Here is a 25,819-nt window from a genome sequence, read left to right on the forward strand (position 1 = left end):
CCCCCACCATGAAGACCCATCGCCTCATCCTGTCCGCCTGCCTCGCCCTGTCGCTCGCCGCGTGCGGCGGCCCGCGTGCGTTCACCCGCGGCACCTACGAGGACCCGAACGAAATCGAGATGCTGTCGGACCAGTTCAACGAGAACGACCTGCAGCTCATCGCCAAGAAGATGGCGGAGTCGCTGGCGGGCTCGCCGCGCTTCAGCCAGGCCCGTCCGGACGGTTCGCTGCCCATCGTCCTCGTGGGCAAGCTGAAGAACAGCACCTCCGAGCACATCGACATGCGCTCGCTGGGGGACAAGATCCAGACGGCGCTGGCGCAGACGGGGCGCTTCGGCATGGTGGACCAGTCCGCCCGCCAGGACATCGCCGAGGAGTACGAGTACCAGAACTCCGGCTATGTGAATCCCAACGCGGCCAAGGGCCCGGGCCAGCAGGTCTCCGTGGACTTCCTCATGACGGGAGACCTCGCCTCCATCATCCAGGAGGTCGGCCGCGACAAGCTCGTGTACTACAAGATGACGGCGAAGCTGAGCAACGTGCGCACCGGCCTCATCGAGTGGACGGACGAGAAGCAGATCCGCAAGAAGTTCGAGAAGCGCGGGGTGAGCTGGTAGCTCCATGACCTCCGCCTCCCGCTCTCCGGCACGCGTCCGAGGGTGGGGCATGCTCGGGCTGGTGAGCGTGCTCCTCCTGTCGGGCTGCGCGGGTGACTACGTGGCGCGCACGCGAGGTGTGCGCGCCGCGTATCAATCCGAGGACTATTCGCACGCGCTCGACGTCCTGGATGCCGTGGCTCGCGAGGGCACGGAGAAGGACCGGCTCCTGGTGCTGCTCGACCGGGGCATGGTGCTGCACACCGCCGGCCGGTGGGCGGAGAGCAACGTCGTGCTGGAGGAGGCGGAGAAGCTCAGCTCCCAGCTCGACTACGTCTCCGTCGGCGAGGAGGCGGGGGCGCTGCTCACCAACGAGCGCCAGCGCTCCTACCGGGGCGAGGACTTCGAGAAGCTGATGATCTCCGTCGTCCAGGCGCTCAACTACGCGGAGCTGGGCGACGACGAGGCGGCGATGGTGGAGGTGCGTCAGGTCAACGAGCGCCTCCAGAAGATGGTGACGGACGAGAAGAAGCCCTACGAGCAGCTCGCCATCGCCCGCTACCTGGGCGGCGTCATCCGCGAGGACCAGCACGACTGGGATTCCGCCTACATCGACTACGCGAAGGCGTACGAGCTGTCGCCGCGCATGGGCTCATTGGTGGAGCCGCTCCTGCGCCTGGCGAAGAAGACGGGCCGCGACGACGCGTATCGCGAGCTGACCGAACGCTATCCGGATATCCCCCATACGCCGCTGACGGCCGGTGAGGCGCAGGTCGTCGTGGTGGTGGAGGCGGGCCTGTCCCCGGAGAAGCAGCGCGCGTCGCGCGACTACGGTGACGGCGGCAACCTCATCGAGGTGCCCGTCTACCGCGACCGTGGCAGCGCGCCGCTGGTGCGCGTCCAGGTGGGCGACGCCCGGACGGAGGCGATGACGGTGACGTCGCTGGCGAACGTCGCGCGTCTGCACCTGGAGACCCGCATCGGCGGCATGTTGGCCAAGCAGTTGGCGGGCGTGGCGGTGAAGGCGGGCGTGGCCGCGGGCGTGGGGGCCCTGACGAAGAGCGAGGGGGTGGGCGCGCTCGCGTTCCTGCTGCTCAACGCCAACAATGCGCCAGACCTGCGCTCCTGGCTTTCCCTGCCGGCGGAGTTCCAGGTGGCGCGGTTCCGGGTGGCGCCGGGGCAGCACGCCGTGCGTGTGATGGCCGGAGGTCGGGAGACCGTGCATTCGGTGGAGGTCCAAGCGGGGCGGGTGGGCCTGTTGGTGGTGCGGCGCTATTAACCCGGCGGTTTTGTTGTAGGGTGCGCGCCCCATGTCGGTCCTGGCCACGACGGCCCTTTATTCCCTCATCATCGTCCTCGGCGCGCTGCTCGGCGCGGTGGGGGTGGTGTTGAACGAGCGCGCCACGCACATGGTGCGCTTCCTGGCCTTCGCCGCCGGCGTGATGCTGGGCGCGGCGTTCTTCCACATGCTGCCGGAGGCGTATGCCGGGGGCGGGTGGTGGGCGTTCGCGTTGATGCCCGCGGGCTTCGTGTTCCTGCTGGTGCTGGAGCGCTACCTGGTGGCGCACGCGGGAGAGGACCTGCCGGGGGACCACATGTCCAGCCACGGGCGGCCCGCGCAGCAGGCGGGGCAGGTGCTCGGGCTCACCGCGTTCCTGGGCCTGTCCACGCACACGCTGTTCGACGGCATCGCGTTGGGCTCGGCGGTGGAGGAGGGCGTGGGGTTCATGGCGCTGCTGGCCATCGTCGCCCACAAGGTTCCGTCCGCGCTGTCGCTGGCCTCCATCCTCAAGTCGGAGGGGCGCTCGCGCGGCGCCATCCTGATGCTCTCCGCGCTCTATGGCGCGATGGTGCCCGCGGGCGCGCTCCTGTACTTCGTCTTCGACGCGGTGCTGCACTTCGAGAGCATGGCGCCCAAGGCGCTGTCGTTCTCGGCGGGCACGTTCCTCTACATCGCCGTGTCGGACCTGCTGCCGCACGTGCATCGCCACGGCAAGGACCAGCCGGGGCGCAACGTGCTGGCGCTCTTCGTGGGCCTCGCGCTGATGTTCCTGCTCGCGCGCTGGGTGGGGCACCCGGGTCACCCCGGGCACTGACGTCCACGGCGGTCCGTGGAAGGCGGCGGAGGCCCCTGGCGCCCGCTCGGCTGACTGGGGACACGCTGCGCGCGCCGCGAGGCGGGAGCACCCTACGAGCGGACTTCGGCTGGAGTGGCGCGTGGCTCGCGCGTCGACTCGGGGCCGAGCGCACGTGAAGGGGAGGCGACCGCGCCATGCTCACGGTGGGAGACCTGATGACCCGCGACGTCATCACGCTCGACGAGGCGGATGACCTGCTGCGCGGCGACGACCTGTTGAAGCTCAACCACATCCGGCACCTGCCCGTCGTGCGGGAGGGGCGGCTCGTGGGGTTGGTGAGCCACCGCGACCTCATCCAGGCCCTGGCCCGGCAGGTGGGGGCTCCCCGGTTCGAGCCCGTGTCCGTCGTCTCCATCATGACTCGGGACGTGGTGACGGCGCGGCCGGACCTGTCCGTCCAGGACGCCATCTACAAGCTGTTGGACCACCGCTTCGGCTGCCTGCCCGTCGTCGACACGGGAGGGCGGCTGGTGGGCATCATCACCGAGGCGGACTTCATGCGCATGGCCGTGCGGCTGTTGGAGGCGGCCGAGGCCCGCCGGGGTGAGTCCCTGGGCGCTTCCGCTCCGTGAGGCCGAGGACCGGATGAGCACCGCGAGCCCCGCCACCCAGCCCCGGCGCGCCGTCGAGCCCCGGCGGACCCGTCCCCGGCGCGTGTGGAGCTGGCTTCCAGGCCTGGTGTTGCTGGCGGCCTTCGTGGCGTTCGTGGCGCTGCGCTCCGACGAGGAGCGGCAGTTCGCGCGGATGCTCCGGCACGCGCGACCGCAGTGGCTGCTGGTCGCCGCCGTGCTCCAGGTGGCGTCGTACGTGGCGGCGGCGGGGTGCTGGCTCCAGGTGCTGAAGCTGGCGCGGGTGCGGGTGCCGGTGATGCGGACCGCGGGCCTGTCCGTGATGAAGCTCTCCTTCGACCAGCTCGTGCCCACCGCGGGCATCGGTGGTTCGGTGGTGGTGATGCGGGGACTGCACCGCGAGGGTGCGCCGCCGCGCGTCGCCACGGCGGCGCTGCTGGTGGACATGGTGTCGTTCTACGCCGCGCAGGCGGTGGCGGTGGTCCTCGCCATCCTGGTGCTCTGGTTCCGCGCCCGCCTGCACGCGGCCATCCTCGGGCTGGCCACCGCCTTCGGCGCGCTCGCGTGCGCGGTGCCCGTCGCCATCCTCTGGCTCACCCGACATGGCGGTTGGACGCCGCCCCGCTGGACGCGCCGCATCCCCGGGTTCTCGTCCCTGTTGGTGTCCATCTCCCAGGTGCCGCCGGAGCTGGTGCGGAACAAGGGGCTGCTGCTGCGCGCGAGCGCGTGGCAGTTCACCGTCTTCGTGCTCGACTCGCTCACCCTGTCCTGCATGCTCGTCGCGGTGGGGCACCCCGTGGACCTCCCGGACGTGTTCGCCAGCTTCATGCTCGCCACGCTGGTGATGACCCTGAGCATCATCCCCGGCGGCGTGGGCACCTTCGAGGCCACCGCCGTGGGCACGTTGTCGTCGCTGGGGGTCCCGGTGCAGGTGGGGCTGACGGCGGTGCTGCTCCTGCGTGGCTTCACGCTGTGGTTGCCGCTGCCCATCGGCGTCGTGCTGCTGCATCGGATGTTGGGGGTCCGGTTGCGCGAAGTGATGGCGCACTCCGACCCGCGGTCCGATGCCCAGGCGGACGCTGGCCACGTGTGAGGGGGGCGGGCCACGCTTTGGCTTGGCTTTCGCGGCGCGGGACTGGAGGATGCGCGCGCCCGAGCGGGCACTCTCATGGAAAAGCGCACCGACTGGTATGAGCACCCGGCGTACTACGAAGCCATCTTCGGCACGGACACCGTGCGCGAGGTGGACTTCCTCGAGGCGCTCAGCGCGCGCCATGGCACCGGCGGCTCGTTGTGGCTGGAGCCGGCCTGCGGCGCGGGACGGCTGGTGGCCGAGGCCGCGAAGCGTGGGAAGAAGGTGGTGGGCTACGACATCTCCGATGCGATGCTTGCCCATTCCCGCAAGCGTCTGACGCCCGCGCAGCGGCGCCGCGTGAAGTTGTCCCAGTCCCGCATGGAGGAGTTCTTCGTGCCCTCGCTGGAGGGCAAGGTGGACGTGGCGCACAACCTGGTCTCCACCTTCCGCTACCTCGACAGCGAGGCCGCGGCCCTGGCGCACCTGAAGGGCACCCGGCGGCTGCTCAAGCCGGACGGGCTCTACGTGCTCGGGTTCCACCTGACGGACTACGCGCGCACCGCGCCGGAGCACGAGCGGTGGGTGGGGCGCGTGGGCGAGGACGCCGTCGTCTGCAACACGCACGAAGGCCTGCCCGAGCGCCGCGCGCGCCGCTCCCCCATGCGCAACCGCCTGCGCGTGACGGGGCCGGGCAAGGACTGGCTCATCGAGACGACGTGGAACTTCCGCACGTACAGCGGGCCGCAGGCCCAGAAGCTGTTCCGCGACGCGGGCCTGGACGTCGTGGCCGTCTACGACTTCGACTACGACCTCGCGGCTCCCGTGGCGCGCGGCAGCCTGCGGTTGGATCGCGTCTTCGTCCTGAAGCCGTCCAAGGGTTCCACGCGCCGCCGCGCGGCGACAGGTGCGCGGAAGAAGGCCCGGGCGAAGAAGGCGTAGCCCCGGCGCCGCGCCTACCGCCAATGCCATGCGGGCCCGGCGCGCGTCCGGCGGTCAGGGGTGATGCACCGCGCGTATCGCGCCCGCATGGCCCGAGGCCTCCTCGACCTGCACCACGGACAGGAAGGCGCAAGGGCGCCGGCCCTTGAACGGGGTGGATGCGCGACGGGGCCTACGGGCGGCGGGCCTCGGTGGTGGTGGCGTGCGCGGCGACGGTGTCTTCCTCTCGCAGGTGAATGCACGCCCGGTTGGCGCGGGCCCTGTCCTGGACGTCCGCCATCCCCGGCACAGCGTCGTAGCCGTCTCCCTGTCCACGTCCTCCTGCGCTACCCCAGCGCATCGTGGAAGCGCCGAACCATGGACACCACGCACCGGGTACTCGCAGGCTCCGCATCCCCCTCTGACTCCAGCGCGGACTGCGCGTAGACCCGGGCGTGGGCCACGGTTTCCTCGGAGGCCTGGTGACTTTCGCTATGGAGTTGCATCTGAATCGTCGAGTTGAACAAGCGAGCGCGTCGTAGGGGTGTGCCATGGGCGAGCATCACTGGGCACACCCCCTCCACCAGGTCCTTCATCTCGTCGAGCTGGGCCAGCCAGGAGTGCGTGGTGATGCACCTTTCCTGGCGCTGGCTTCACTCCTGCCACCACATTGCTTTGGCCCTCCTGCCGCGGTGGCCCTGGGGCCCGGCGCGGGGCCGAACTCGGCGCCGCCCGTCTGGGCATGGACTCGCAGCGCTTCTTCGTTCTGATGGCGCGTTTGCAAGGACTTGCCTGCCTTCCGCAGCACGTTGGCGCGACGAACGCGGGCAACTTGCTGAATCCGTGCCAGGGCCTCCATGAAGGCCTTGCGCGCCTGCGCCTGGCGGCCGGAGAGGGCAAGGGCTTCGCCGAATCCCTCCCAGACTGTTCCAAATGCGAGCGGCCGTGCGTTCGACGGGGACGCGTCCGCGTTCAGCGAGAACGCCTCGGCCTCGCCCAGGGTGGATGCGTCATCGCGGATGTCTCCGTTGGTGTAGGAGGCACGCCCGCGCGCAGCGGCTCGTCCCTCCGGTAGGTGCCCACGAGCAGCACCGGCCGCGACGACAACTGCCGCGCGTCCAGCTCCGGCGGCACGGGCGACAGATGCGGGTGCGGGTGCGGCGGTGACCCCTCGCGTCCGGGGACGAAGGGCGGTCGTCCCGTGGGCCGCTCGTAGCGCATGCACCCCAGCGCGTAGAGATCCGCGCGCGTCCACGTAGGTCCCGCGCGGTTGCTCCGGCGCCATGGACGTATCACTGCCCACCACCGCGCCGCTCACGTCGAGCGTCTCCCTCCCGCGCGAACCGCCGAAGCGCGCGGAGATGCCGAAGTCCATCCGCACCGGCGCTCCATCCGGTCGCAGGAAGAGGTTCTCCGGCATGGGGTCCCGATGGACGCTGCCGTTGGCGTGCAGGAGCCCCAGTGCCGAGGACAGCCCTCGCGACAGTGACAACGTCGCATGCGGCCGCGCGTCGAACAGCGGCCCCGGAGATGGCGGTGGCGTGGCCAGCGACAGCGTCTGCTCGCGCAGCAGCTCCATCGCGTATCAGGGGTGCCACCCATCCAGAGACCGGCGACGCTGTGGTGGTGGAGACGGTGCGCGCGGCGTCCGAGGTGCCCCTGACGAGCCTCCGCCGGGAGCTCCACGCGCGCAGGCGGCTGCTCCACCTGGGCGTGGCGTGCATCGTCGACGATGCACGCCCCCCCATCCCTTCGTGCCCGAGCACCTCGAGCAGCTCGTAGCGGTCGATGGTCGCGCCCACCCCGGGTAGCTCAGCGAGCCCTGGATGCACCGGCATGGGGGGTTCCGAGGTACCGGTCCGCCCTGCCGCGTCCCTTCTGCGTCTCGTTGGGACGCAGCCGCGTCCCAGTTGGACGCAGGATGGAGGTAGGGAAGGGGGTCTTGGCCGGTAAACCCTTGGAATGACGAAAAACGGGGCGTTGGCACGCGCCGCGCATGGCCATCGCGCGCGGCATCGCGGGACACCGGATGCCCAGCCGTCATGGAGGTTCGGGAACGCGGAAGGAGGGGCCGCTCCTTCCGCGTTCTTCATCTCCGCTACACTTGCCTCCCTCCGACGCGGCCCTGGCGGGTACTGTCGGATGGTTCCGGACGGAGGCGAGTGGATGCACGAGGAGATGCCGCAGCTCATGAGCGCGCTGCGGGGGGCGAAGGACTTCGAGACGGCGGCGGCCACGACCCTCAAGCGGATGCTGGCCCTGGCCCAGGAGGCGGTTGCGTCCAGTCGGTACGCAGCCCGTGCCCGCGTGCTCCGCGGAATCGTCCACCTGAGGCCCGGTGAGGCCTATCGCCGCCTGGCCGCGCTCGATGTAGGGGCGAAGGAGATTACCGAAGCCAATGTGGGGACGCCCTTCTTCACGTCGGCCACGGCGTGGCGGGCGGTGATGGAGCACCGCTGCGCGGTGTCCATCGACGTCAACGTGGGCACGGTGCAGCCCCACGCGCCGGACGCGCCGGTGACGGGGGACCCGGGACTGGCGGGCTTCCACAGCAACGAGAGCCGGCAGCGCTTCCTCGGGCGCCACGCCACGCACGTCTGCGTGCTGCCGTTGCGCACGCCCGGCGGTGGCATCGAGGGCATGATTTCGCTGGAGGCCGACTGCCTGGCGGCGATGGGGCAGGAGTTCGTCTGGCGTGAGTCCGGCGAGCAGCTCCAATTGCTGGCGGACGTGGCGGCGCCGTACCTGGCGGGCCTGCCGCAGCGGCCGGTGGCGACGCCGGAGGTGGATGAGTTCCTGCCGGTGGTGGGCCGCTCCATGGCGGAGCTGCTGCCCATCCTGCGGGTGTTCGCGCTCCAGGACGAGACCATCCTCATCAGCGGCGCGACGGGCGCGGGCAAGTCCCGGCTGGCGCGCTGGTGCCACGAGCGCTCCAACCGGCGCGGCAAGCCCTTCGAGACGCTGGACCTGGTGACGGTACCCGAGGACCTCCAGATGGCGGAGCTCTTCGGCTGGAAGAAGGGCGCCTTCACCGGCGCGGTGCGCGACGCGCCCGGCAGCGTGGCGCGCGCGGACGGCGGCACGCTCTTCATCGACGAAATCGACAAGCTGTCGCTCAAGGCGCAGGCGGGCCTGCTGCACCTCCTGGAGTCGCGCAGCTACCGGCCGTTGGGAGAGGGCACCGGCGAGCGTCAGGCGGACGTGCGCTTCATCATCGGCACCAACGCGGACCTGCACGCGGAGGTGCGGGCCGGCCGCTTCCGCGAGGACCTCTACTACCGCGTCAACGTGCTGCCGGTGCGCATGCCGTCCCTGCAGGAGCGCCAGGACGAAATCCCGCTGTGGGCCCAGTACATGGTGAACCGGCGCCACAAGGAGCGGGTCCCGGAAGGCACCGCGCGCGTGACGCAGGACGCGGAGCGGCTGCTCGTGGGCAGCTCCTGGCCGGGCAACCTGCGTCAACTCGACAACATCGTCCGCCGCGCCTACACGCTGGCCATGGTGGAGCACGGCGTGGCGGGGGGCGAGCTGGTGCTCCACGAGAAGCACGTCGCGCGGGCGCTGGACTACGAGCAGGCACCTGGGAGCAAGCCGCTGCCGGAGGCCCTGCGCGCCGCGGCGCAGGCGTTCGTGTCGGAGGCCCGGCGCCGCAACGCGCCCCTGGACCTGGACCTGGCGGACGCGTTCCGCGGGCTGGTGCTGGGCATGGCCATCCGCCAGGTGGGGCGCGACGACGGCTTCAAGCTCCTGGGCCGCGAGAGCCTGGTGAAGAACCGCAACCACCACAAGGCGCTCAAGCGCGAGCTGGAGAAGGTGGAGGCGCTCTACAAGGCCCTGGGCGAGGACGCCTCCCCGTTCGCGGACCTGCTGTCGGAGGACGAGGCGGCCTGACCCTGGAGGGGGGATGACCCTGGGTACAATCCTCACCCGGTGAGAGGCTTGCTAGCTTGACCGGTCCACGACGTCGGGGGGTGGACCGTGAAGCTCATCTCGAACAGCGCCATCGTGACTGGTGGCGCGCAGGGAATTGGTCTGGCCATCGCCGCGCGGCTCATGCGCGAGGGCACCAGCGTGCTCGTCTTCGGGCGGACGGAGTCGAAGGTGGTCGCGGCGACGGAGCGGCTCACCCGGGAATCCGAGGGGCGTGCCCGCGCCGTGCCCTGTGCGGGCGACGTCTGCCGCGCGGAGGATGTGGCGCGGGCCCTGGACGTCGCCACCGCGGAGCTGGGCCTGCCGGGCATCCTGGTGAACAACGCGGGCACCAACAGCCTGTCGCTCCTCGTGGACCTGCCCGAGGAGGACTTCGACCGCATGTTCCACGTCAACGTGAAGGGGCCCTTCCTCTTCATGAAGGCCTACGCCCGCGCGCTCATCGCCGCGAAGCGCACCGGGGTGGTGGTGAACGTCACCTCGCTCTTCCAGGGCGTGGTGACGGAGGGCCTGGGCCACTACGCGGCCTCGAAGGCCGGCCTGTGGAGCCTCTCGCGCGCCGCGGCGCTGGAGCTCAGCCGCCACGGCATCCGCGTCAACATCGTCGCGCCGGGCGCCACCCTCACGCCCATGGCGTCCGGCTTCATCGAGGACCCGACGATGGGCCGCGAGCTGCGCGCGCACACGCCGCTGGGCAAGTCCCACGGCACGCCGGATGACGTGGCGCGCGTCGTCGCCTTCCTCTGCGCGGAGGAGTCCTCCTGGATGACGGGGGACAGCCTCACCGTGGACGGCGGCAACCACCTGCGGGGCATGCCCAGCTACTGGGACACGCTGAACCCGACCCGGTAGCCAGGGCCGGACGCGGCGATGCCCGTCGCGCCGCGCGCCAGCTCGTCGCACACCAGGGCGTGGAGCCGGAAGGCCATGCGGGCCTCCTGCACGATTTCGCGCGCCTCGTCCTCCTCCAGCTCCAGCCCGTCGATGCGCGAGTGCAGCCGCACCCGGAACTCCGTCATCTCCGCGTCGGTGAACGCGGCGTGGAAGCGCGTGCCCTGGTCGCCGTCCAGGTCGAAGGCGCGGGCCACCACGCGGGCGCGCGCCGGCGCGCAGAAGACGTCCAGCACGCACCGCGCATACGCGTGCGCCACGAGCAGGTGCGGGGCATCCTCCGCCACCTCGCGCAGCCGCTCCGCGTGCAGCCGCGTCTCCACGCACACGAAGCCCTCCCCGCGCGGCTCGCCACAGAAGTAGCCCAGGTCCTCCTCGAGCGCTTCGGCGCGGCGCAGCTCCGGCATCAACAGCATGGGCGTCAGCGCGGTGCGCGCCACCCGGGGCAGCACGCCCTCGAACGCCGCGTAGAGCGTGTGGAGCTGCCGCAGGTAGTTGACGTAGTGCTGCGCCTGGACGAACTGGCCGTAGACGCCCTCCCACGAATCGGTGAAGAGCGACTGGAGGAACAGGGCGCGCTCGGCCTGCTCGTGCGCCCGCGCCGTGCCCTCCGTCAGCAGCACCGACAGGGGCGCCGCCGCAGGCGACGTCTCCAGGGCCCGCGCCTCGCTCTCGCTCAGCCGACGCACGCGCGCGGACTGCTCCGTCCGCGGCAGCCGCAGGGAGCCGCTGGCGCTCACTGCTTCCACCCGCCCATGTTCGGCGTGTGGTTCATCCCCACGGCGGTCGGCTCGCTCTCCTCGCGCCCACCGCCCTCCGCGTCCGCCAGGTTGTGCAGCGCCTCCGCCAACGTCATCCCGATGGCCCGCAGCACCTCCTCCTCCACCCGGATGGTCACCGGCCCCATCGCCAGGTGGATATGCCCACAGGTGCACCGCGTCACCTCGGCGCAAGGCCCCCTCGCCAGCACCGTCTTGCCGCATCCCTGTCCGAGCATCGCGCGTCTCCTTGATTTTGATTTTGATTATCGAAATCAAATGGATGATGCCGGAAGGGCCCCTGGGAGTCAATTCCCGGATTCCACGTAGGGGCGGGGGCGGTGCGAGGCGTCTACGGCGACGGCGCGCCGAGCGCGGGCGGCGGGGTGGTGGGGTCCCCCTGCGCCGCGGTGTCGGTGTCCGCGGCCGCGTTCGTGGGGCCGCCGGGCGCCGGTGGCGCCACCTGCGCTTCCGGCGCGACGGTGGGGGCGGTGACGGACGGGGCCTCCTCGGGCGGTGGCTCCGTGGCCGTGGCCGCGGGGTCGAACGGGGGGTCGACGAGGCCGGGGGGCGGCTCGTCGCCTTCGGCGGGGATGGGCTGGCGGTTCGCGTCGCGCAGGCCCACGAGGACGCTGGTCCCGCTGGAGGTGACCCGCAGCTCCGCGTAGCGCGCGCGGGCGAAGCGGGGCCCGTGGCCTTCCTGGAAGAAGAAGGACTCGGCGCCCAACCGGGCCCAGCCTCCGCGCAGGCGGTAGCGCAGCTTGAACTCCCCGGGCGCCAGCGGGAGGTCCGGCGTGTCGATGCGCACGTACTGGCCCACGCCGTGCTCATCCAGCTTCAGCACGAAGTGGCCGTCGCGCGAGGGGGACTCGGCGGGGTGCCCGGTGTCGACCCATCCCCGCTCCCGGGCGATGGCGTAGTCGAGCTCCATGTAGTCGCCCTGCATGAGCGAGCGCGGGTCCCTGGGCGCCAGCTCCAGCAGCACAAGCTGGCCGGTGGCGAGGACGTGCTCCTTCTGGAGGACGAGCCCGAGCGTGGTGAACAGCACGAGCGCGAGGCCCGCGAGGATGACGCTGGTGCGCATCACCGCACCTCCGCGGTCGGCATGCCGGGGTGGGTGCGCCGCAGGAAGAACCGATGGAGTCCGAGGAAGACGAGCCCACTGCCGATGAGCGCGAGCGCCTTGGCCAGCAGCGTGAAGGCCAGGCTGTAGTAGTAGACGTTCCCCGCCACGAGCAGGAAGGCCACCGCGATGCCGAGCAGGATGTTGCTGCGCCGGTGGAAGCCCAGGACGAGCAGGCCCGTGGCGGCGATGACCGCGGGGACGTTCAGCGTGAGGAGCGCCAGCAGCGTGAGCGCGCCGAAGATGACGGCGCCCGCGCCGCCGGAGGGCTCGAGGTCTTGCGCCTTCATCGCCTGCCAGCTCGTGAAGAGGGTCAGCGCCGTCAGGCCCAGGGTGATGACGGCGAGCGGCAGGCTGGATTCGTCGGTGACCCGGAAGATGTCGCCGGGCCAGAGCCGGGCGAGCACGTGGACCGGCAGGCAGAGGGCCAGGCCGAAGGCCACCGGGGAGACGAGCCGGGCGGGCAGGCCGTCGGCCATCCGGGGCTGACGCAGGAGCAGGACGTGGACGAGGAGGGCCTCCGCGAGCACGGCCAGCTCCATGCCGACGCCGCCCAGGAGCTGGTACGTCAGCACCTGCGTGGCATTGGCGATGAGCAGGGCCATCAGGAAGCGCATGATGACGTCGGGGAAGGTCACCAGGAGCACCGCGCCCACGGCGATGGCTGCCCCCGCCGCGACCTCCACGTCCCGGAGCCCGCCCTTCGCCGCGATGCCTCCGACGAGCATCCCCACGCCCGCGAGGCACAGGGCCATGGTGAGCTGCTCGAGGAACACACCCCCGGCGACGCCGCGCGTCGCGGTGGCGGCGATGCAGAACACGAGCCCGAGGCCCATCATGGCCTCCTCGCTCTCCACGATGCCGACGCAGGTGAAGATGCCGATGAGGAAGAGCGCGGCGACCCAGGCGCCGAGGCCGGCGAAGGCCTTCACGAACCAGGGCGTGGCCGTGCTGTTGCGCTGATGGACCTCCATGGCGGCGCGCGCGCGCGGTAGCGCCTCGGCGGCGACGAGCCCCTCCGCCTCCAGGTTCCTCAGCACGTCTTGGAGCGACGGACGCATGTCAGGACTCCTCCGTGGTGCCCGTGGCGCGTGCTTCCCGTCGCAGCCACCAGACGGCGAGCGCCACCTGCGCGATGATCGCGATGGAGAGGACGAAGAAGGTGAAGGCGACGTCGTCGAACCGTTGGGATTCGAGGCTCGCGTGGCCGATGACCGTCGTGACGAGCGTCATCGCGCACAGCGCTCCCAGGGTGAGCAGGAACAGCTCGCCCCCCAGGTGCCGGTGGAGTGCGTACTCCGCGGCGAACGTCGCCAGCAGCAGGACCACCGCGACGGTGCCGGCGGGGCCCGTGGAGCGGGGGACGACGACGAAGCCGATGGAGACGACGAGCAGGGGTGCCACCGTCATGCAGGCGAACACGCGCGCCATCCCCCGGGCCTGGAGCCAGGGCACGCGCAGGTTCGCGAAGTGCTCGTAGGTGGCCCACGCGAAGCCGTTGAACAGCGCGATTCCCACGACCCACCAGGTGAAGAGGTCGTCGGCGCCGTCGAACAACTGCTTCCAGACGAGGACGGCGCCGACGTCCACCAGGACCAGGAGCAGCAGCCACAGCGGCGAGAACCGCGACACCGCGACCCACGGCAGGATGAGCGCCGCCCAGCCGACGAACAGCTCGAACGCATCCGCGCCCGTTTGATAGGCCTGTCCGTAGACGGCGAGCAGCGGGCCCACGAGCACGGTGGCGGCGAGCAGCCCGAAGTGGCCGAAGCGCTGGCTGAGCGGACCGGACCCCACGGCGGCCAGGGTGCAGCCGGTGATTCCGAGCCCGATGAGCCCCAGCTTGGCGAAGCGGTGGAGCCCGGCCCAGTTGTAGGCGAAGAAGTAGATGACGCCGGAGAGCACGAGCAGCGAGCCGAGCGCGATGAGCGTCGTGGCGAGGAACCGCTGCCAGTCTTCACGCGACGGCGGCGCGAGCGCGAGGTCCCGTGCGCGCCGCAGATACGGCGGAGGAAGGACGCCCGCGTCGACGAGCGCCTGGAGCCGCTCGGGAGTCGCTTCCAGGTCGAGGATGTCTTTCGGCACGGCCCGGACTGTATCGCGGGCGGTGGCCAGGAAGTGAAGCCGGACGACCAGGGAGGCGGTCGTGGAGGCGCTCCGCCCACGCGGGTGGGCACTCCGGTGCACGGTGGGAACGAAGCCACGTGAAGCGTGATACACGCCTCGCGCAGGCGGATGCTCAGCGGCGCGTGGAGGGTGGATGGCCGAGATTCCCGATGACGTGTACGAGCAGCTCCAGGCGCTGTGCGCGCGAGGGGATGGACTCGCGGAGGAGGGGGCGCATGGAGAGGCGCTGGCCTCGTTCCAGGAGGCGCTGGGGCTGATTCCCGAGCCACGGGTGGACTTCGAGGCGACCACCTGGGTCTGCACCGCGCTGGGTGACACGTACTTCCAGCTCGGTGACCACGCGCGGGCGCTCGCGGCGCTGCAGGACGCCGTCCGCGCTCCGGACGGACTGGGCAACCCGTTCATCCACCTGCGCTTGGGCCAATGCCAGTTCGAGCTGGGCGACCTGCGGCGCGCGGCGGATGAGCTGGCCCGGGCCTACCTGGGCGCGGGGGAGGAGATCTTCGAGGACGACGACGAGAAGTACCTGCGCTTCATCCAGACGCGCCTGCGCCCACCGCGGGACGCCTGACGACGTCCGTCCGGGAACAACGCCATGCCCCGCGTCGGACACGGTCGCTACAGTCGATGTGCCTCGCGGCTCTGCGTGTGGTTCGCGCTCGGCCTGTCCCTCACCGCTCGCGCCGTCCCTCCGTCCATGTCCACGTCCACGCCCGTCGTCGTCCCCAGCCCCCAGGCGCTCGAGGCGCTGTGGGCGCAGGTCCACTCGAAGGACCTCCCGTCCCCGCCGCTCGTGCGCCACGGAGACGTGGAGCGGCGGCTGGAGGCGTTGAAGGAGCGGGCCCCGGAGTTCTTCCAACTGGAGGTCGTGGGGCACTCGGTGGAGGGGCGCGCGCTCTACCACGTCACCCTGGGGACGGGGACCCGGCACGTCCTCTTGTGGTCCCAGATGCACGGCGACGAGCCCACGGCCACCACGGCCCTGCTCGACTTCCTCGAGTACCTGCGGACCCACCGCGAGGAGCCCTGGGTCGCGCGGCTGCTGTCCGGACTCACCCTGCACGTGGTGCCCATGCTCAACCCGGACGGCGCCGAGCGCTTCCAGCGCCGCAACGCGCAGGGCATCGACATCAACCGCGACGCGCTCGCGCTCCAGACGCCGGAGGCCCGGACGCTCAAGGCGCTGCGTGAGCGCCTCCAGCCCTTCATCGGCTTCAACCTCCACAACCAGGGTTGGCGCCACGGCGTGGGGCGCACCGGGCGTCCCGCGTCCATCTCCCTGCTCGCCGCGGCCTTCGACGAGGCGCGCGGAGACAACCCCGGCCGGCTCCTGGCGAAGAAGGTCTGCGCCGTCATCCGCGACGCGGTGGAGACGCTGGCGCCGGGGCAGGTCGGCCGCTACGACGACACCTTCGAGGTGCGCGCCTTCGGCGACAACATGACGCGCTGGGGAACCCCCTCCGTCCTCATCGAGACCGGCGCGTGGCCCTCGGCGACGCCGGATGAGCCGTTGCTGCGCCTCAACTTCGTCGCGCTCGCCACGGCGCTGGACGCGCTCGCCAGTGGCCGCGCCGAACAGGCGGACGTCGCCCGCTACGAGTCCATCCCCCAGAACGACAGCTCCGGCATCGTCCACCTGCTGCTGCGGGGCGTGGGGTTGTTCGGCGTGGATGGCAAGCCGTTCACCGCGGACGTGGGCATCGCCGTCACGCGCGCGGTGCGCACGCGCGGCAAGTCCCGCTCCGTGGTCCACGTCGGTCGCGTGGAGGAGCTCGGGGACTTGCGCGTGCTCGGCGCGCTGGAGACGGTCGACGGCGCGGGCCTGTTCGCCGTGCCCCTGCCCTCGAAGGGCGCGAAGCCCGGTGACACGGTCCGCTTCGCCCTGCCCGCGAAGCAGGCCCTGTCGCTGGGGCAGCTCGCGGAGCTGATGCTCGTCAGGCCGCTGGCGGACGGCGCGTGGCGCGTCGAGCGCGTCATCCGCTTCGACCGCTGAGGGCGCATCACCCCGCCGCGTCGTCCCCGTCGAGGAACGCCTTCAGCTCCGGCAGCACCCGCTCGGGTCGCTCCTGGTGCGGGCTGTGCGCCGCGTCCACGCGCACCAGTCGCGCCCCGGGAATCCGCCGGGCCGCCTCTTCGGCGAGCGACAGGGGCAGCACGTCCTCGTGCTCGCCCCAGACGAGGAGCACCGGCACCGTCAGCTCGCCCAGCCGCTCGCGGACGTGGAACAGGGGGCCGGTCAGCGGCACCAGCGCGTCGAAGGCCCGCGTGGCCGCGTCACGCCCCTGGGGGACCGCGTGCAGCTCGTACCCCAGCTCCCCGAGCCGCTGCCCCAGGGGCGTGGGGGTGGGAGGGAACATCCGCGCCCAGGCCCACGGGCCCAGCGAGCGGGCCAGCCGCTCCGGTCCGGCCCGGAAGAACAGGCGCGCCTTGCGTGACATGTCGGGCCCCAGCCCCATCGCGTCCACCAGGGCCAGCCGCGTCACCGGCACCCGTCCACGCAGCGCCAGCTCCAGCGCCACCAGCCCGCCCAGCGAGTGGCCCACCACGGACACCGGCCCCGGCGCCAACTGCTCCAGCAACGCCTCCACCGGGGCGGTGAAGAAGCGCGCGGCCTCCTCGGCCGAGCGGACGGCGCCCTCCCCGGGGGACGACATCCCGAATCCGGGCAGATCCACCGCCAGCACCCGGTGCCCCCGGGCGAGCGCCGTGAGGTACACGAACCAGGACGAGGCCGCGCCTCCCCGCCCGTGCAGCAGCACCACCGCCGGCCCCTGGCCGCCCTCCAGTACCCGGAGCGCCCCGCCGCCGGGCACCCAGTGCACCGTCGCCCTCACGGCTGGGGCAAGTTGCCCCAACAGCGCCGCCTCCACCGGCCCCGCCGAGGGGGCCCGGGCCAGGGGGGACGACTTCATGGCCGCCTCCCCTGGGGAAACGGGCGGGAAGGGGTGGACAGGAAGGGGTGGGACATGGGAACGAACAGGGGCGGGAGAGAGGGGATTGGGAGGGCAACTTACCGGAATGCCCGGGCTTCTGCGGTGTTGAGCCGGACACCCGGTCAACCCTAGGCTGCCCGCCGCCAGTCCTTCACGAGGCGACATGAACACCGACATCCGCGCGCTCAACGAACGCGTGCAGCAGGAAAGCAGCTTCGTCGAGGTCCTCAACCAGGAAACCGGCAAGGTCATCGTGGGGCAGCGCTACATGCTGGAGCGCATCCTCATCGGCCTGCTGTGCAACGGCCACGTGCTCCTCGAGGGCGTGCCCGGCCTCGCCAAGACGCTCACCGTGCGCACCGTGGCGGACGCGCTCAGCGCCACCTTCATGCGCATCCAGTTCACGCCGGACCTGCTCCCGGCGGACGTGGTGGGCACGATGATCTACAACCAGCAGGCGGCGAACTTCACCGTCCGCAAGGGCCCCATCTTCGCCAACATCGTCCTCGCGGACGAAATCAACCGCGCCCCCGCGAAGGTGCAGTCCGCGCTGCTGGAGGCCATGGCCGAGCGCCAGGTCACCATCGGTGACCAGACCTTCGCGCTGCCCTCGCCCTTCCTCGTGCTCGCCACGCAGAACCCCGTGGAGCAGGAAGGCACGTACCCGCTGCCCGAGGCGCAGGTCGACCGCTTCATGCTCAAGGTGAAGGTCGGCTACCCCACGCGCGACGAGGAGAAGGTCATCATGGACCGCATGTCCGGTGGCACCTCGCCCCGGGCGCAGCGGGTCATCGCCGTGGAGCACCTGGTCCGCGCGCGCGAGCTCGTCCACCACATCTACATGGACGAGAAGGTGAAGGACTACATCCTCAACGTGGTGTTCGCCACGCGCGAGCCCTCCAAGTACGGCCTCAAGGACCTGGCGGACTACATCCAGTTCGGCGCCTCGCCGCGCGCCACCATCGCCCTGGCCCAGGCCGCGCGCGCGCACGCGTTCCTGCGCCACCGGGGCTTCGTCACGCCCGAGGACGTCAAGGCCACCGCCTTCGACGTGCTCCGCCACCGCATCGCCATGACGTACGAGGCGGAGGCCGAGGACCTCACCCCGGAGAAGATCATCCAGCGCGTGTTCGACCGCGTCGAAGTCCCCTGACCTCCCGCCGAGCGCCCCGTGCTGCCCAAGGACCTCATCCGCCGCATCCGCAAGCTGGAGATCCGCACCCGCAAGGTGGTCTCCGACATGCTCGCGGGTCAGTACCACTCGGTCTTCAAGGGCCGGGGCATGGCCTTCTCCGAGGTGCGGCAATACCAGGCCGGCGACGAGATCCGCATCATCGACTGGAACGTCACCGCGCGCATGAACGAGGCCTACGTCAAGGTCTTCACCGAGGAGCGCGAGCTGACGGTGATGCTCCTGGTGGACGTGTCGGCCTCCAAGGAGTTCGGCTCGCGCGAGCGCACCAAGGCCGAAATCGCCGCCGAGGTCGCCGCGCAGATCGCCTTCAGCGCCATCGCCAACAACGACCGGGTGGGGCTCATCCTCTTCTCGGACCGGGTGGAGAAGGTGGTGCCGCCGCGCAAGGGCCGCACGCACGTGCTGCGGCTGGTGAGCGACATCCTGACGTTCCAGCCGGTGGGCAGGGGCACCAGCCTCGCCACGGGGCTGACGTACCTGACGCAGGTGGTGAAGCGCAAAGCCGTCACCTTCCTCGTCTCCGACTTCCAGGCGCGCGACTACGAGAAGCCGCTGCGGCTGGTGGGGCGCAAGCACGACCTGGTGCCGGTGGTGGTGGAGGACCCCATGGAGGAGGCCTTCCCGCGCCTGGGGTTGGTGGAGATGGAGGACCCGGAGTCGGGCGAGCGCTTCGTGGTGGACACGAGCGACCCGGGCGTCCGGGGCCGCTACGCCCGCGCGATGCAGGCCGCGCGCGACGAGCGCCGCAAGCTCTTCAAGAAGCTGGAGCTGGACCACGTGGAGCTGCGCGCCGGAGACGACCACGGCAAGGCGCTCGCGCAGTTCTTCCGCGCGCGGGCCCGGAGGATGGCGGCATGAGCCGGTGGATGCCCCTCTTCGCGGTGCTGCTGTGCCTGGGGGCCCTCCCCACGCAGGCCCAGTCCAAGGCCCCGCCCGCTCCCCCCGGCGCGCCCGCGCACGAGGAGGCCACGCCCCTGGACGTGTCGGTGCGCGTGGACCCGTTGCAGGTTCGCATCGGCGACCCGTTCACCTACCACGTCGTCATCACCCACCCGAAGGACCAGCGCTACGAGCTGGCGGTGCCCAAGGACACGGGGGACTTCGAGCTGCTGGACCAGACGCGCCAGCGCCAGGACGGGCCGGACTCGGCGACCACGAGCTTCGCCATCCGGATGTCCGCGTTCGCGCTGGGCTCGGTGAAGGTGCCGCCGCTGGAGTTCGACGTGGCCACGCCGGAGGGGCCGCGCCACTACTCGCTGCCCGGCCGCGAGGTGGACGTGGCCTCCACGCTCCCGGAGGACGCGCAGGGGCAGGGCGCGGAGCTGTTCGACATCCAGCCGCCGCAGGAGGTGCCCATCCGTTCGTGGCGCCTGCTGCTGACGGTGCTGGGCGTGCTGGCCGCGGGGGCCCTGGCGTGGATGTTCGCGCGCTGGTGGAAGAACCGCCCCAAGCGCGTGGTGGTGGTGCCGCTCCAGCCGCTGGACGTGCGCACGCGCAAGTCGCTGGACGCGCTCAAGTCGGACAACCTGCCCGCGCGCGGCCAGGTGAAGGAGCACTACTTCCGGCTGTCCGAAATCATCCGAGGCTACCTGGGCGAGCGCTATGGCTTCGAGGCGCTGGAGTGCACCAGCTCGGAGCTGATGTCCTCGCTGCGCCGGCTGTCGCCCCCGGGGCTCCCCGAGGACAAGCTGATGCGCTTCGTCTCCGAGTCCGACATGGTGAAGTACGCCCGCGCGGACGCGTCGCCGGAGAGCTGCCGCGACGCGCTGCTGTTCGGCTACGAGCTCGTCGACAAGACCTACGTCCCGCCCGCGCCGCCGCAGGCCGAGGCCCCCGCAAATGCCGCCGCTTCCCGCGTTCAATAACCCCGAGGCGCTCTGGGGGCTGTTGCTCGTCCCGCTGATGCTCATCCAGGCGTGGCGGGAGCGGCGCGCCCGCGCCGCGCTGCGCTTCTCCGCGGCCCACGTGTTCGCCAGGAGCGGCAAGGGCCTGCGCACGTACCTGCTGCCGCTGCTGCCGCTGCTGCGCGCGGCGGCGGTCGCGGCGGCGGTGCTCGCCATCGCCCGGCCCCAGGTGCGCGACTCGCGCGTGAGGGACCTGTCGGTGGAGGGCATCGACATCGTGGTGGCGCTGGACCTGTCCACCTCCATGGAGGCGGGCGACTTCCGGCCGCAGAACCGCCTGCACGTGGCGAAGGAGGTGCTCAGCGAGTTCATCGCCAACCGGGTGAACGACCGCATCGGCCTGGTCGTCTTCGCGGGCGCGGCGTACACCCAGGCCCCGCTCACGCTGGACTACGGCGTGCTGAAGGAGGTCCTCAAGCAACTGCGCACCCGCGTGCTGGAGGACGGCACGGCCATCGGCGATGCGCTGGCCACCTCGCTCAACCGCCTGCGCGACTCGGAGGCGAAGAGCCGCGTGGTGGTGCTCATCACCGACGGCGACAACAACGCGGGCAAGCTGTCGCCGCTGGACGCCGCCAACATGGCGCAGGCGCTCCACGTGCCCATCTACACCATCCTCGTGGGCAAGGGCGGCAAGGTGCCCTTCCCGCAGGGGACGGACCTGTTCGGCAACGTGGTCTGGCGCGAGACGGAGATCCCCATCAACCCGGAGCTGATGCAGGACATCTCGGACAGGACGGGGGGGGAGTACTACCGCGCCACGGACCCGGAGGGCCTGCGGCGCGGGTTGCAGAAGGTGCTCGACTCCCTGGAGCGCTCGAAGCTGATGGAGGGCGGCGCGGCGGCCACGTACCGCGAGGAGTTCCATCCCTTCCTGCTGGCCGCCTTCTGCCTGGCCGCGCTGGAGCTGTTCCTGCGCTCCACCTTCCTGAGGGTCTTCCCGTGACGCCGCTGGAACCCTGGCGCTTCACCGTGCTCGGCTATCAGGCGGGGCTCGCCCAGCCGCTCTTCCTGGGGCTGGTGCTCGCGGGCCTGCTGGTGGGCATGCTCGCGCTCGTGTCGTCGCTGCGCCGCCGCTCGCGCGCGCGGGCGGTGCTCCACGAACGGCACGCCGAGCGCTTCACGCCGGGCGTGTCCGTCTGGCGGCCCGCGACGCAGGGGAGCCTGTATGGCCTGGGGCTGGCGCTGTTCGGCTTCGCGCTGGCGCAGCCGCAGTGTGGCACCAAGAGCGAGCTGACCAAGCGGCGCGGCATCGACGTGGTGGTGGCGCTGGACGCGTCGAAGTCGATGCTCGCGCGCGACGTGCAGCCCAGCCGCCTGGAGCGCGCGAAGCTGGAGCTGACCACGCTGCTGGACGAGTTGAAGGGGGACCGCGTGGGGCTCGTCGTCTTCGCGGGCGACGCGTTCATCCAGTCGCCGCTGACGTCGGACTACTCGGCGGTGAAGCTGTTCCTGCGCGCGGTGGATCCGGACGTGATGCCGCAGGGTGGCACCAACGTGGGCGCGGCGCTGAAGCTGTCCAAGCAGGTGCTGGACAACGCGGACCGGGGCTCCAAGGAGCGCGTGGTGGTGCTGCTGTCGGACGGCGAGGACCTCTTCGGTGAGGTGGGCGAGGCCAGCGACGCGCTGAAGGAGGCGGGCGTGCAGGTGCTGACGGTGGGCGTGGGCTCCGATTCGGGCGAGCCCATCCCCGTCTACGACCGGCGCGGCGAGTTCGTGGACTACAAGAAGGACTCGGACGGGAACACGGTCATCACCCGGTTGGACCGTGCGGGGCTGACGGCCATCTCCGAGGCCACTGGTGGCGCCTTCTACTTCCAGCCGCGCGGCGTGGCGATGAGCCAGGTGGTGGAGCGCATCGACCAGATGCAGAAGAGCGAGCTGGAGAGCCGCGTGACGGTCCGCTACGACGAGCGCTTCCAGGCCTACGCCATCCCGGGGCTCGCGATGCTGGTGCTCGGCATGCTGCTGTTGCCGTCCTCGCGCCGGAGGGCGTCATGAGCGTGCGACGGACATCGCGGCGCCGGCTGGGCGCCTGGGGCCTGGTGACGTGCCTCGTGCTGCCGCAGGTGTCGCTGGCCGCGGGGCCGCTGGAGCGCGACCACCCGCTGGTCCAGCAGGGCCGCGAGGCGTACCTGGCCGGGCGCTACGAGGACGCGCTGCAGGCCTTCGAGGCCGCGAAGAAGGAGCGGCCCAACGACCCGACGGTGGACTTCAACCGCGCGGACGCGCTGGCGAAGCTCGGGCGCGTGAAGGACGCGCAGGAGGTCTTCCGGGGCGTGACGGAGTCCAACCGTCCCGACCTCCGCCAGAAGGCCTGGTACAACCTGGGCAACCTGGCCGCGACGACGGGAGATCGGCTCGAGGCGCTCAAGGCGTACCGGCGCGCGCTGACGCTGGATCCGCAGGATGTGCAGGCCCGCCACAACTACGAGGTGGTGCTGCGCAACCTGCCGCCGCCTCAGGACAAGGGCCAGGACGGTGGGACGGATGGCGGCGGCGACGGGGGCCAGGATGGGGGCCGCCCGGACGGCGGTGAGGACGGCGGCGTGAAGAAGGACGGCGGGACGCCGCAGGACGCGGGCACCGACGGCGGCGCGGACGGTGGCGAGGACGGCGGGGCCGACGCGGGCGGTGACGCGGGCTCGGATGCCGGGGCCGATGCGGGCGCGGACGCGGGCAATGGTGACGGCGGCGCGGACGGTGGCGCGGACGCCGGAGGTGACGGCGGCGCGGACGCCGGGGACGCCGGTCAGCAGAACCCCGACCAGAAGGGCGACGGTGGCAGTGACGCCGGCGCGGACGGGGGCGAGGGTGACGGCGACGGTGAGAGCGACCCGCAGGACGCGGGGTCCGACGGCGGCAGCGGGGGCGAGAGTGAAGACGAGTCCTCCGGAGCGGACGCCGGGGTGAGCCCATCGGAGCTGGACAAGCAGGACGCGGAGCGGCTGCTGGATGCGATGAAGCAGAACGAGAAGAATCTCCAGCTCTGGCGTTTCCAGCAGAAGAAGAAGCAGAGGAAGCCCAATGAGAAGGACTGGTAGCAGCGGCCGCGTGGCGGTGCTCGTCGGGCTGGCCCTGCTGGCCTCGGCGCCGGCGTGGGCGGCGGGCCTCGAGTTCTACCAGACGGTGAACCGCGAGGAGGTGGGCAGCGAGGACACCTTCCTGCTCACCATCGTGACGGTGGATGCGCCTCCGGACGCGAAGGTGAAGCCTCCGTCGTCGGACGACTTCGAGGTCCTCAACAGCTCGCGCAGCTCGCAGCGCTCCGTCTCGTGGTCGGGTGGCGGACCCGCCAACATCCAGGACATCACGAAGTACGTGCTGGTGATGCGCGCCAACCGCGCCGGTCGACTGACGATTCCGCCCGCGGAGATGACCGCGGGGGGCCGGACGTACCGCACGGACTCCGTGCAGCTCTCCGTGAAGACGGGGCGGATGGGACCACCGGCCGGACAGGCCCAGGGTGGGCGTCAGCAGCAGCGGCTGCCGGACCCATTCGCCAACTTCCCCTCGCGGCTGCCGGACCCGTTCACGGAGGAGTCGGAGGACGAGCCCACCATCCCTCGCGGCGACTCCGACCTGTTCCTGCGCGCCAGCCTGGATCGAGACTCCGTGGTGGTGGGCGAGCAGGTGACGCTGTCGCTCTACATCTACTCGCGGGTGGACCTGAACAGCGTGGACGCCGTCACCATGCCGAAGCTGGAGGGCTTCTGGACGGAGGAGGTGGAGAGCCCCACGCAGCTCTCCGGTGAGCAGAAGGTGGTGGACGGTGTCCCCTATCGCGCCTACCTCCTGCGCCGCCGCGCCATCTTCCCGGTGAAGGCCGGCACGCTGAGCATCTCCCCGGCGGAGGCGGACATCACCACGGGCTTCCTGTTCGCGGGGCACCGCGTGCACCGCGTCTCGAACGGGCTCAAGGTGAAGGTGGCCCCGCTGCCGCCCGGCGCGCCGCCGGGCATGTCCAACGCGAACGTCGGCTCGTGGCGCCTGTCGATGGACGTGTCCCAGACGCAGGTGGAGCTGGGGCAGCCCGTCACCGTGAAGGTCATCCTGGAGGGCGTGGGCAACGTGAAGAACGTCACGCCGCCGAAGCTCACCGGGCCCTCGGCGTTGAAGATCTACGACCCCACGACCTCGGACAAGGTGTCGCCCCAGCGCAACCGCGTCCAGGGCCGCCGCGTGGTGGAGTACCTGGTGATGCCGCAGCGCACGGGGACCTTCACGCTGCCCGCGCTGGAGTTCCCCTTCTTCGACGTGCGCAAGGGCGGCTACGAGGTGGCGCGCACGGACCCCGTGACGCTGACGGTGGAGCAGGGCGCGGGTGGCCCCACGCCCACGCCCACGTCGCCGACGCATGTCGCGGACGCGGCCAACGAGCAGAAGAACGTGCTGACGACCGGTGGGCTGCGGCCGGTGCGCTACCAGGCGCGCTTCGTCGCGCCGGCGGAGGCGCCCTGGAAGCGGGGCTTCTTCGTCCCCGTGGCGATGGCGCCGCTGGGGCTGCTGTTCGGCGTGGCGCTCTTCGGCGGCCTGCGAGGCCGGCTGGCGACGCGCACGCAGGGCGACCAGGGCAAGCAGCAGGCGAAGGCCGCGCGCAAGCGGCTGGCGGAGGCGGAGAAGCTCCAGGCCGGCGGTGACGTGGGGGCCTTCTACGGCGAGGTGGAGAAGGCGCTGCACGGCTTCCTGGGGGCGCGCCTGGGCGGGCCGGTGAGTGGCCTCACCCGCGAGGTCATCGCCGAGCGGATGACCGCGGCGAGCGTGGCGCCGGAGCGGCGCGCGCAGGTGCTCTACGTGCTGGAGGCCTGCGACTTCGGCCGTTACGGCGGGGGCGGTGACGCGGCCGCCCGACAGAAGGTGATGGACGCCGCCGCGGCGGCGATGGAGGGCTGGGCGTGAGCGGCTACTACACGCCGGAAGAGGCGCAGGACGTCTTCCTCAAGGCCAACGAGGCCTACGCGCGCGAGGACTACGCGGCGGCGCAGGAGGGCTACGAGAAGCTGTTGTCGCGCGGCCACGGTGGCCCGGACGTCCTCTACAACCTGGGCACGACGCAACTGGCGAAGGGCGACCTGGGGCGCGCGGTGCTGGCGCTGGAGCAGGCGAAGAAGCAGGGCGGCCGGGCGCCGGACCTGGAGGCGAACCTCGCGGTGGCCCGCGCGCGGCAGGTGGACAAGGTCGTGGGCGCGGCGGCGGACGAGGAGTTCCTGCCGCGCGTGACGGCGGCCACGGACGGCTCGCTCGTGGCGTGGACGTTCCTGGCCAGTTGGGTGGGCGCGCTGCTGCTGCTCCTGGCGTGGCGCCTGTCTCGCCCCGGACGTCGCACCGCGGTGGGCCTGCTGTCCGCGGTGCTCTTGCTGGTGGCGCTGCCTTCCGGCGTGCTGCTCGCCGCGCATGCGTACGTGGAGCAGACGGTGCACGAGGCCGTGGTGCTCGCGCCCACCCTCGTCGCGCGCGAGCTGCCCCAGCCCGGGGCTCGCTCCATCTTCGAGGTCCACGCGGGCCTCAAGGTGCGGCTGCTCGAGGAGACTGGTCGCTTCGTGCGCATCCGTCTGCCCAACGGACTGGAGGGCTGGACCGAGCGCGAGGGCGTCTCCGAAATCTGACGCGCGGCGAGCCCTGGATGTCGACCGGAGGCGGCGTCTAGACTTCTCCGAGGATT

At 71.4% G+C, this 25,819-nt stretch carries 25 protein-coding genes; 18 read left to right on the forward strand and 7 right to left on the reverse strand.

Annotated features, from left to right (window positions below; genetic code table 11):
• Nucleotides 1–8: 8 nt before the first annotated feature.
• The 6 genes from lpoB (at nt 9) to LZ198_RS30825 (ending at nt 5,317) form a co-directional block, all read left to right on the forward strand.
• Entirely contained in the window at nt 9–617 is a 609-nt protein-coding gene (lpoB, locus tag LZ198_RS30800) for a penicillin-binding protein activator LpoB (RefSeq protein ID WP_253975684.1), read from the forward strand.
• 4 nt (nt 618–621) lie between these two features.
• Entirely contained in the window at nt 622–1,875 is a 1,254-nt protein-coding gene (locus LZ198_RS30805) for a COG3014 family protein (RefSeq protein WP_407667481.1), read from the forward strand.
• A 31-nt stretch (nt 1,876–1,906) separates the two neighbouring features.
• Nucleotides 1,907–2,692 carry a ZIP family metal transporter gene (locus LZ198_RS30810; protein WP_253975686.1) on the forward strand — a complete coding sequence of 262 codons (786 nt, stop codon included), beginning with the start codon at nt 1,907–1,909 and terminating at the stop codon, nt 2,690–2,692.
• A gap of 176 nt (nt 2,693–2,868) precedes the next feature.
• Entirely contained in the window at nt 2,869–3,306 is a 438-nt protein-coding gene (locus LZ198_RS30815) for a CBS domain-containing protein (RefSeq protein WP_253975687.1), read from the forward strand.
• Nucleotides 3,307–3,319: 13 nt separating this feature from the next.
• On the forward strand, nt 3,320–4,396 hold the full coding sequence (locus LZ198_RS30820) for a lysylphosphatidylglycerol synthase transmembrane domain-containing protein (protein WP_253975688.1): 1,077 nt from the start codon (nt 3,320–3,322) through the stop codon (nt 4,394–4,396).
• A 75-nt stretch (nt 4,397–4,471) separates the two neighbouring features.
• Nucleotides 4,472–5,317 carry a class I SAM-dependent methyltransferase gene (locus LZ198_RS30825; RefSeq protein ID WP_253975689.1) on the forward strand — a complete coding sequence of 282 codons (846 nt, stop codon included), beginning with the start codon at nt 4,472–4,474 and terminating at the stop codon, nt 5,315–5,317.
• Between the two features lie 571 nt (nt 5,318–5,888).
• Here the strand turns inward: LZ198_RS30825 and LZ198_RS30830 are convergent.
• Nucleotides 5,889–6,875 (reverse strand): tetratricopeptide repeat-containing protein kinase family protein, encoded by a 987-nt coding sequence (locus tag LZ198_RS30830; RefSeq protein WP_253975690.1) that lies wholly within the window; start codon nt 6,873–6,875, stop codon nt 5,889–5,891.
• Between the two features lie 587 nt (nt 6,876–7,462).
• Here LZ198_RS30830 and LZ198_RS30835 point away from each other — a divergent pair.
• Nucleotides 7,463–9,187 (forward strand): sigma 54-interacting transcriptional regulator, encoded by a 1,725-nt coding sequence (locus LZ198_RS30835; RefSeq protein WP_253975691.1) that lies wholly within the window; start codon nt 7,463–7,465, stop codon nt 9,185–9,187.
• 87 nt (nt 9,188–9,274) lie between these two features.
• Nucleotides 9,275–10,078: an SDR family NAD(P)-dependent oxidoreductase gene (locus LZ198_RS30840; RefSeq protein ID WP_253975692.1), complete on the forward strand. Its 804-nt coding sequence runs from the start codon at nt 9,275–9,277 to the stop codon at nt 10,076–10,078.
• Here the strand turns inward: LZ198_RS30840 and LZ198_RS30845 are convergent.
• From LZ198_RS30845 to LZ198_RS30865, 5 genes are all read right to left on the reverse strand, one after another.
• Nucleotides 10,048–10,857: a biliverdin-producing heme oxygenase gene (locus tag LZ198_RS30845; protein ID WP_253975693.1), complete on the reverse strand. Its 810-nt coding sequence runs from the start codon at nt 10,855–10,857 to the stop codon at nt 10,048–10,050. The genes LZ198_RS30840 and LZ198_RS30845 overlap by 31 nt on opposite strands.
• Nucleotides 10,854–11,114, reverse strand: a complete 261-nt coding sequence (locus LZ198_RS30850) for a hypothetical protein (protein ID WP_253975694.1) — start codon at nt 11,112–11,114, stop codon at nt 10,854–10,856. The genes LZ198_RS30845 and LZ198_RS30850 overlap by 4 nt, the downstream gene beginning before the upstream one ends.
• 113 nt (nt 11,115–11,227) lie before the next feature.
• Nucleotides 11,228–11,959: a GDYXXLXY domain-containing protein gene (locus tag LZ198_RS30855; protein ID WP_253975695.1), complete on the reverse strand. Its 732-nt coding sequence runs from the start codon at nt 11,957–11,959 to the stop codon at nt 11,228–11,230.
• Nucleotides 11,959–13,059: a DUF4401 domain-containing protein gene (locus tag LZ198_RS30860; RefSeq protein WP_253975696.1), complete on the reverse strand. Its 1,101-nt coding sequence runs from the start codon at nt 13,057–13,059 to the stop codon at nt 11,959–11,961. Before LZ198_RS30860 ends, LZ198_RS30855 begins: the two co-directional genes overlap by 1 nt.
• A 1-nt stretch (nt 13,060) precedes the next feature.
• Nucleotides 13,061–14,083, reverse strand: a complete 1,023-nt coding sequence (locus LZ198_RS30865; protein ID WP_253975697.1) for a DUF2157 domain-containing protein — start codon at nt 14,081–14,083, stop codon at nt 13,061–13,063.
• 175 nt (nt 14,084–14,258) lie between these two features.
• On the opposite strand from LZ198_RS30865, the gene LZ198_RS30870 reads away from it, so the two are divergent.
• On the forward strand, nt 14,259–14,696 hold the full coding sequence (locus LZ198_RS30870) for a tetratricopeptide repeat protein (protein WP_253975698.1): 438 nt from the start codon (nt 14,259–14,261) through the stop codon (nt 14,694–14,696).
• Nucleotides 14,697–14,720: 24 nt separating this feature from the next.
• The gene (locus LZ198_RS30875) at nt 14,721–16,118 is read left to right on the forward strand and encodes a M14 family metallopeptidase (RefSeq protein WP_253975699.1); all 1,398 of its coding nucleotides are present in this window, start codon (nt 14,721–14,723) and stop codon (nt 16,116–16,118) included.
• A 7-nt stretch (nt 16,119–16,125) separates the two neighbouring features.
• Here LZ198_RS30875 and LZ198_RS30880 read toward each other — a convergent pair whose 3' ends face one another.
• The gene (locus tag LZ198_RS30880) at nt 16,126–17,037 is read right to left on the reverse strand and encodes an alpha/beta fold hydrolase (RefSeq protein WP_253975700.1); all 912 of its coding nucleotides are present in this window, start codon (nt 17,035–17,037) and stop codon (nt 16,126–16,128) included.
• Between the two features lie 184 nt (nt 17,038–17,221).
• Between LZ198_RS30880 and LZ198_RS30885 the strand changes: the two genes are divergently transcribed.
• The 8 genes from LZ198_RS30885 to LZ198_RS30920 are packed head-to-tail and all read left to right on the forward strand — an operon-like array spanning nt 17,222 to nt 25,763.
• Nucleotides 17,222–18,211 carry an AAA family ATPase gene (locus tag LZ198_RS30885; RefSeq protein WP_253975701.1) on the forward strand — a complete coding sequence of 330 codons (990 nt, stop codon included), beginning with the start codon at nt 17,222–17,224 and terminating at the stop codon, nt 18,209–18,211.
• Nucleotides 18,212–18,229: 18 nt separating this feature from the next.
• Entirely contained in the window at nt 18,230–19,111 is an 882-nt protein-coding gene (locus LZ198_RS30890; RefSeq protein WP_253975702.1) for a DUF58 domain-containing protein, read from the forward strand.
• Nucleotides 19,108–20,118 (forward strand): BatD family protein, encoded by a 1,011-nt coding sequence (locus LZ198_RS30895; RefSeq protein ID WP_253975703.1) that lies wholly within the window; start codon nt 19,108–19,110, stop codon nt 20,116–20,118. The genes LZ198_RS30890 and LZ198_RS30895 overlap by 4 nt, the downstream gene beginning before the upstream one ends.
• Nucleotides 20,093–21,103, forward strand: coding sequence for a vWA domain-containing protein (locus LZ198_RS30900; protein WP_253975704.1), 1,011 nt, complete (start codon nt 20,093–20,095; stop codon nt 21,101–21,103). Before LZ198_RS30895 ends, LZ198_RS30900 begins: the two co-directional genes overlap by 26 nt.
• Entirely contained in the window at nt 21,100–22,158 is a 1,059-nt protein-coding gene (locus LZ198_RS30905; protein WP_253975705.1) for a VWA domain-containing protein, read from the forward strand. Before LZ198_RS30900 ends, LZ198_RS30905 begins: the two co-directional genes overlap by 4 nt.
• Nucleotides 22,155–23,201 carry a tetratricopeptide repeat protein gene (locus LZ198_RS30910; RefSeq protein WP_253975706.1) on the forward strand — a complete coding sequence of 349 codons (1,047 nt, stop codon included), beginning with the start codon at nt 22,155–22,157 and terminating at the stop codon, nt 23,199–23,201. The genes LZ198_RS30905 and LZ198_RS30910 overlap by 4 nt, the downstream gene beginning before the upstream one ends.
• Nucleotides 23,185–25,056, forward strand: coding sequence for a BatD family protein (locus tag LZ198_RS30915; protein WP_253975707.1), 1,872 nt, complete (start codon nt 23,185–23,187; stop codon nt 25,054–25,056). The genes LZ198_RS30910 and LZ198_RS30915 overlap by 17 nt, the downstream gene beginning before the upstream one ends.
• Nucleotides 25,053–25,763 carry an SH3 domain-containing protein gene (locus tag LZ198_RS30920; protein ID WP_253975708.1) on the forward strand — a complete coding sequence of 237 codons (711 nt, stop codon included), beginning with the start codon at nt 25,053–25,055 and terminating at the stop codon, nt 25,761–25,763. The genes LZ198_RS30915 and LZ198_RS30920 overlap by 4 nt, the downstream gene beginning before the upstream one ends.
• Nucleotides 25,764–25,819: the final 56 nt, after the last annotated feature.

This window comes from Myxococcus dinghuensis, assembly GCF_024198235.1.
Taxonomy (GTDB): Bacteria; Myxococcota; Myxococcia; order Myxococcales; family Myxococcaceae; genus Myxococcus; species Myxococcus dinghuensis.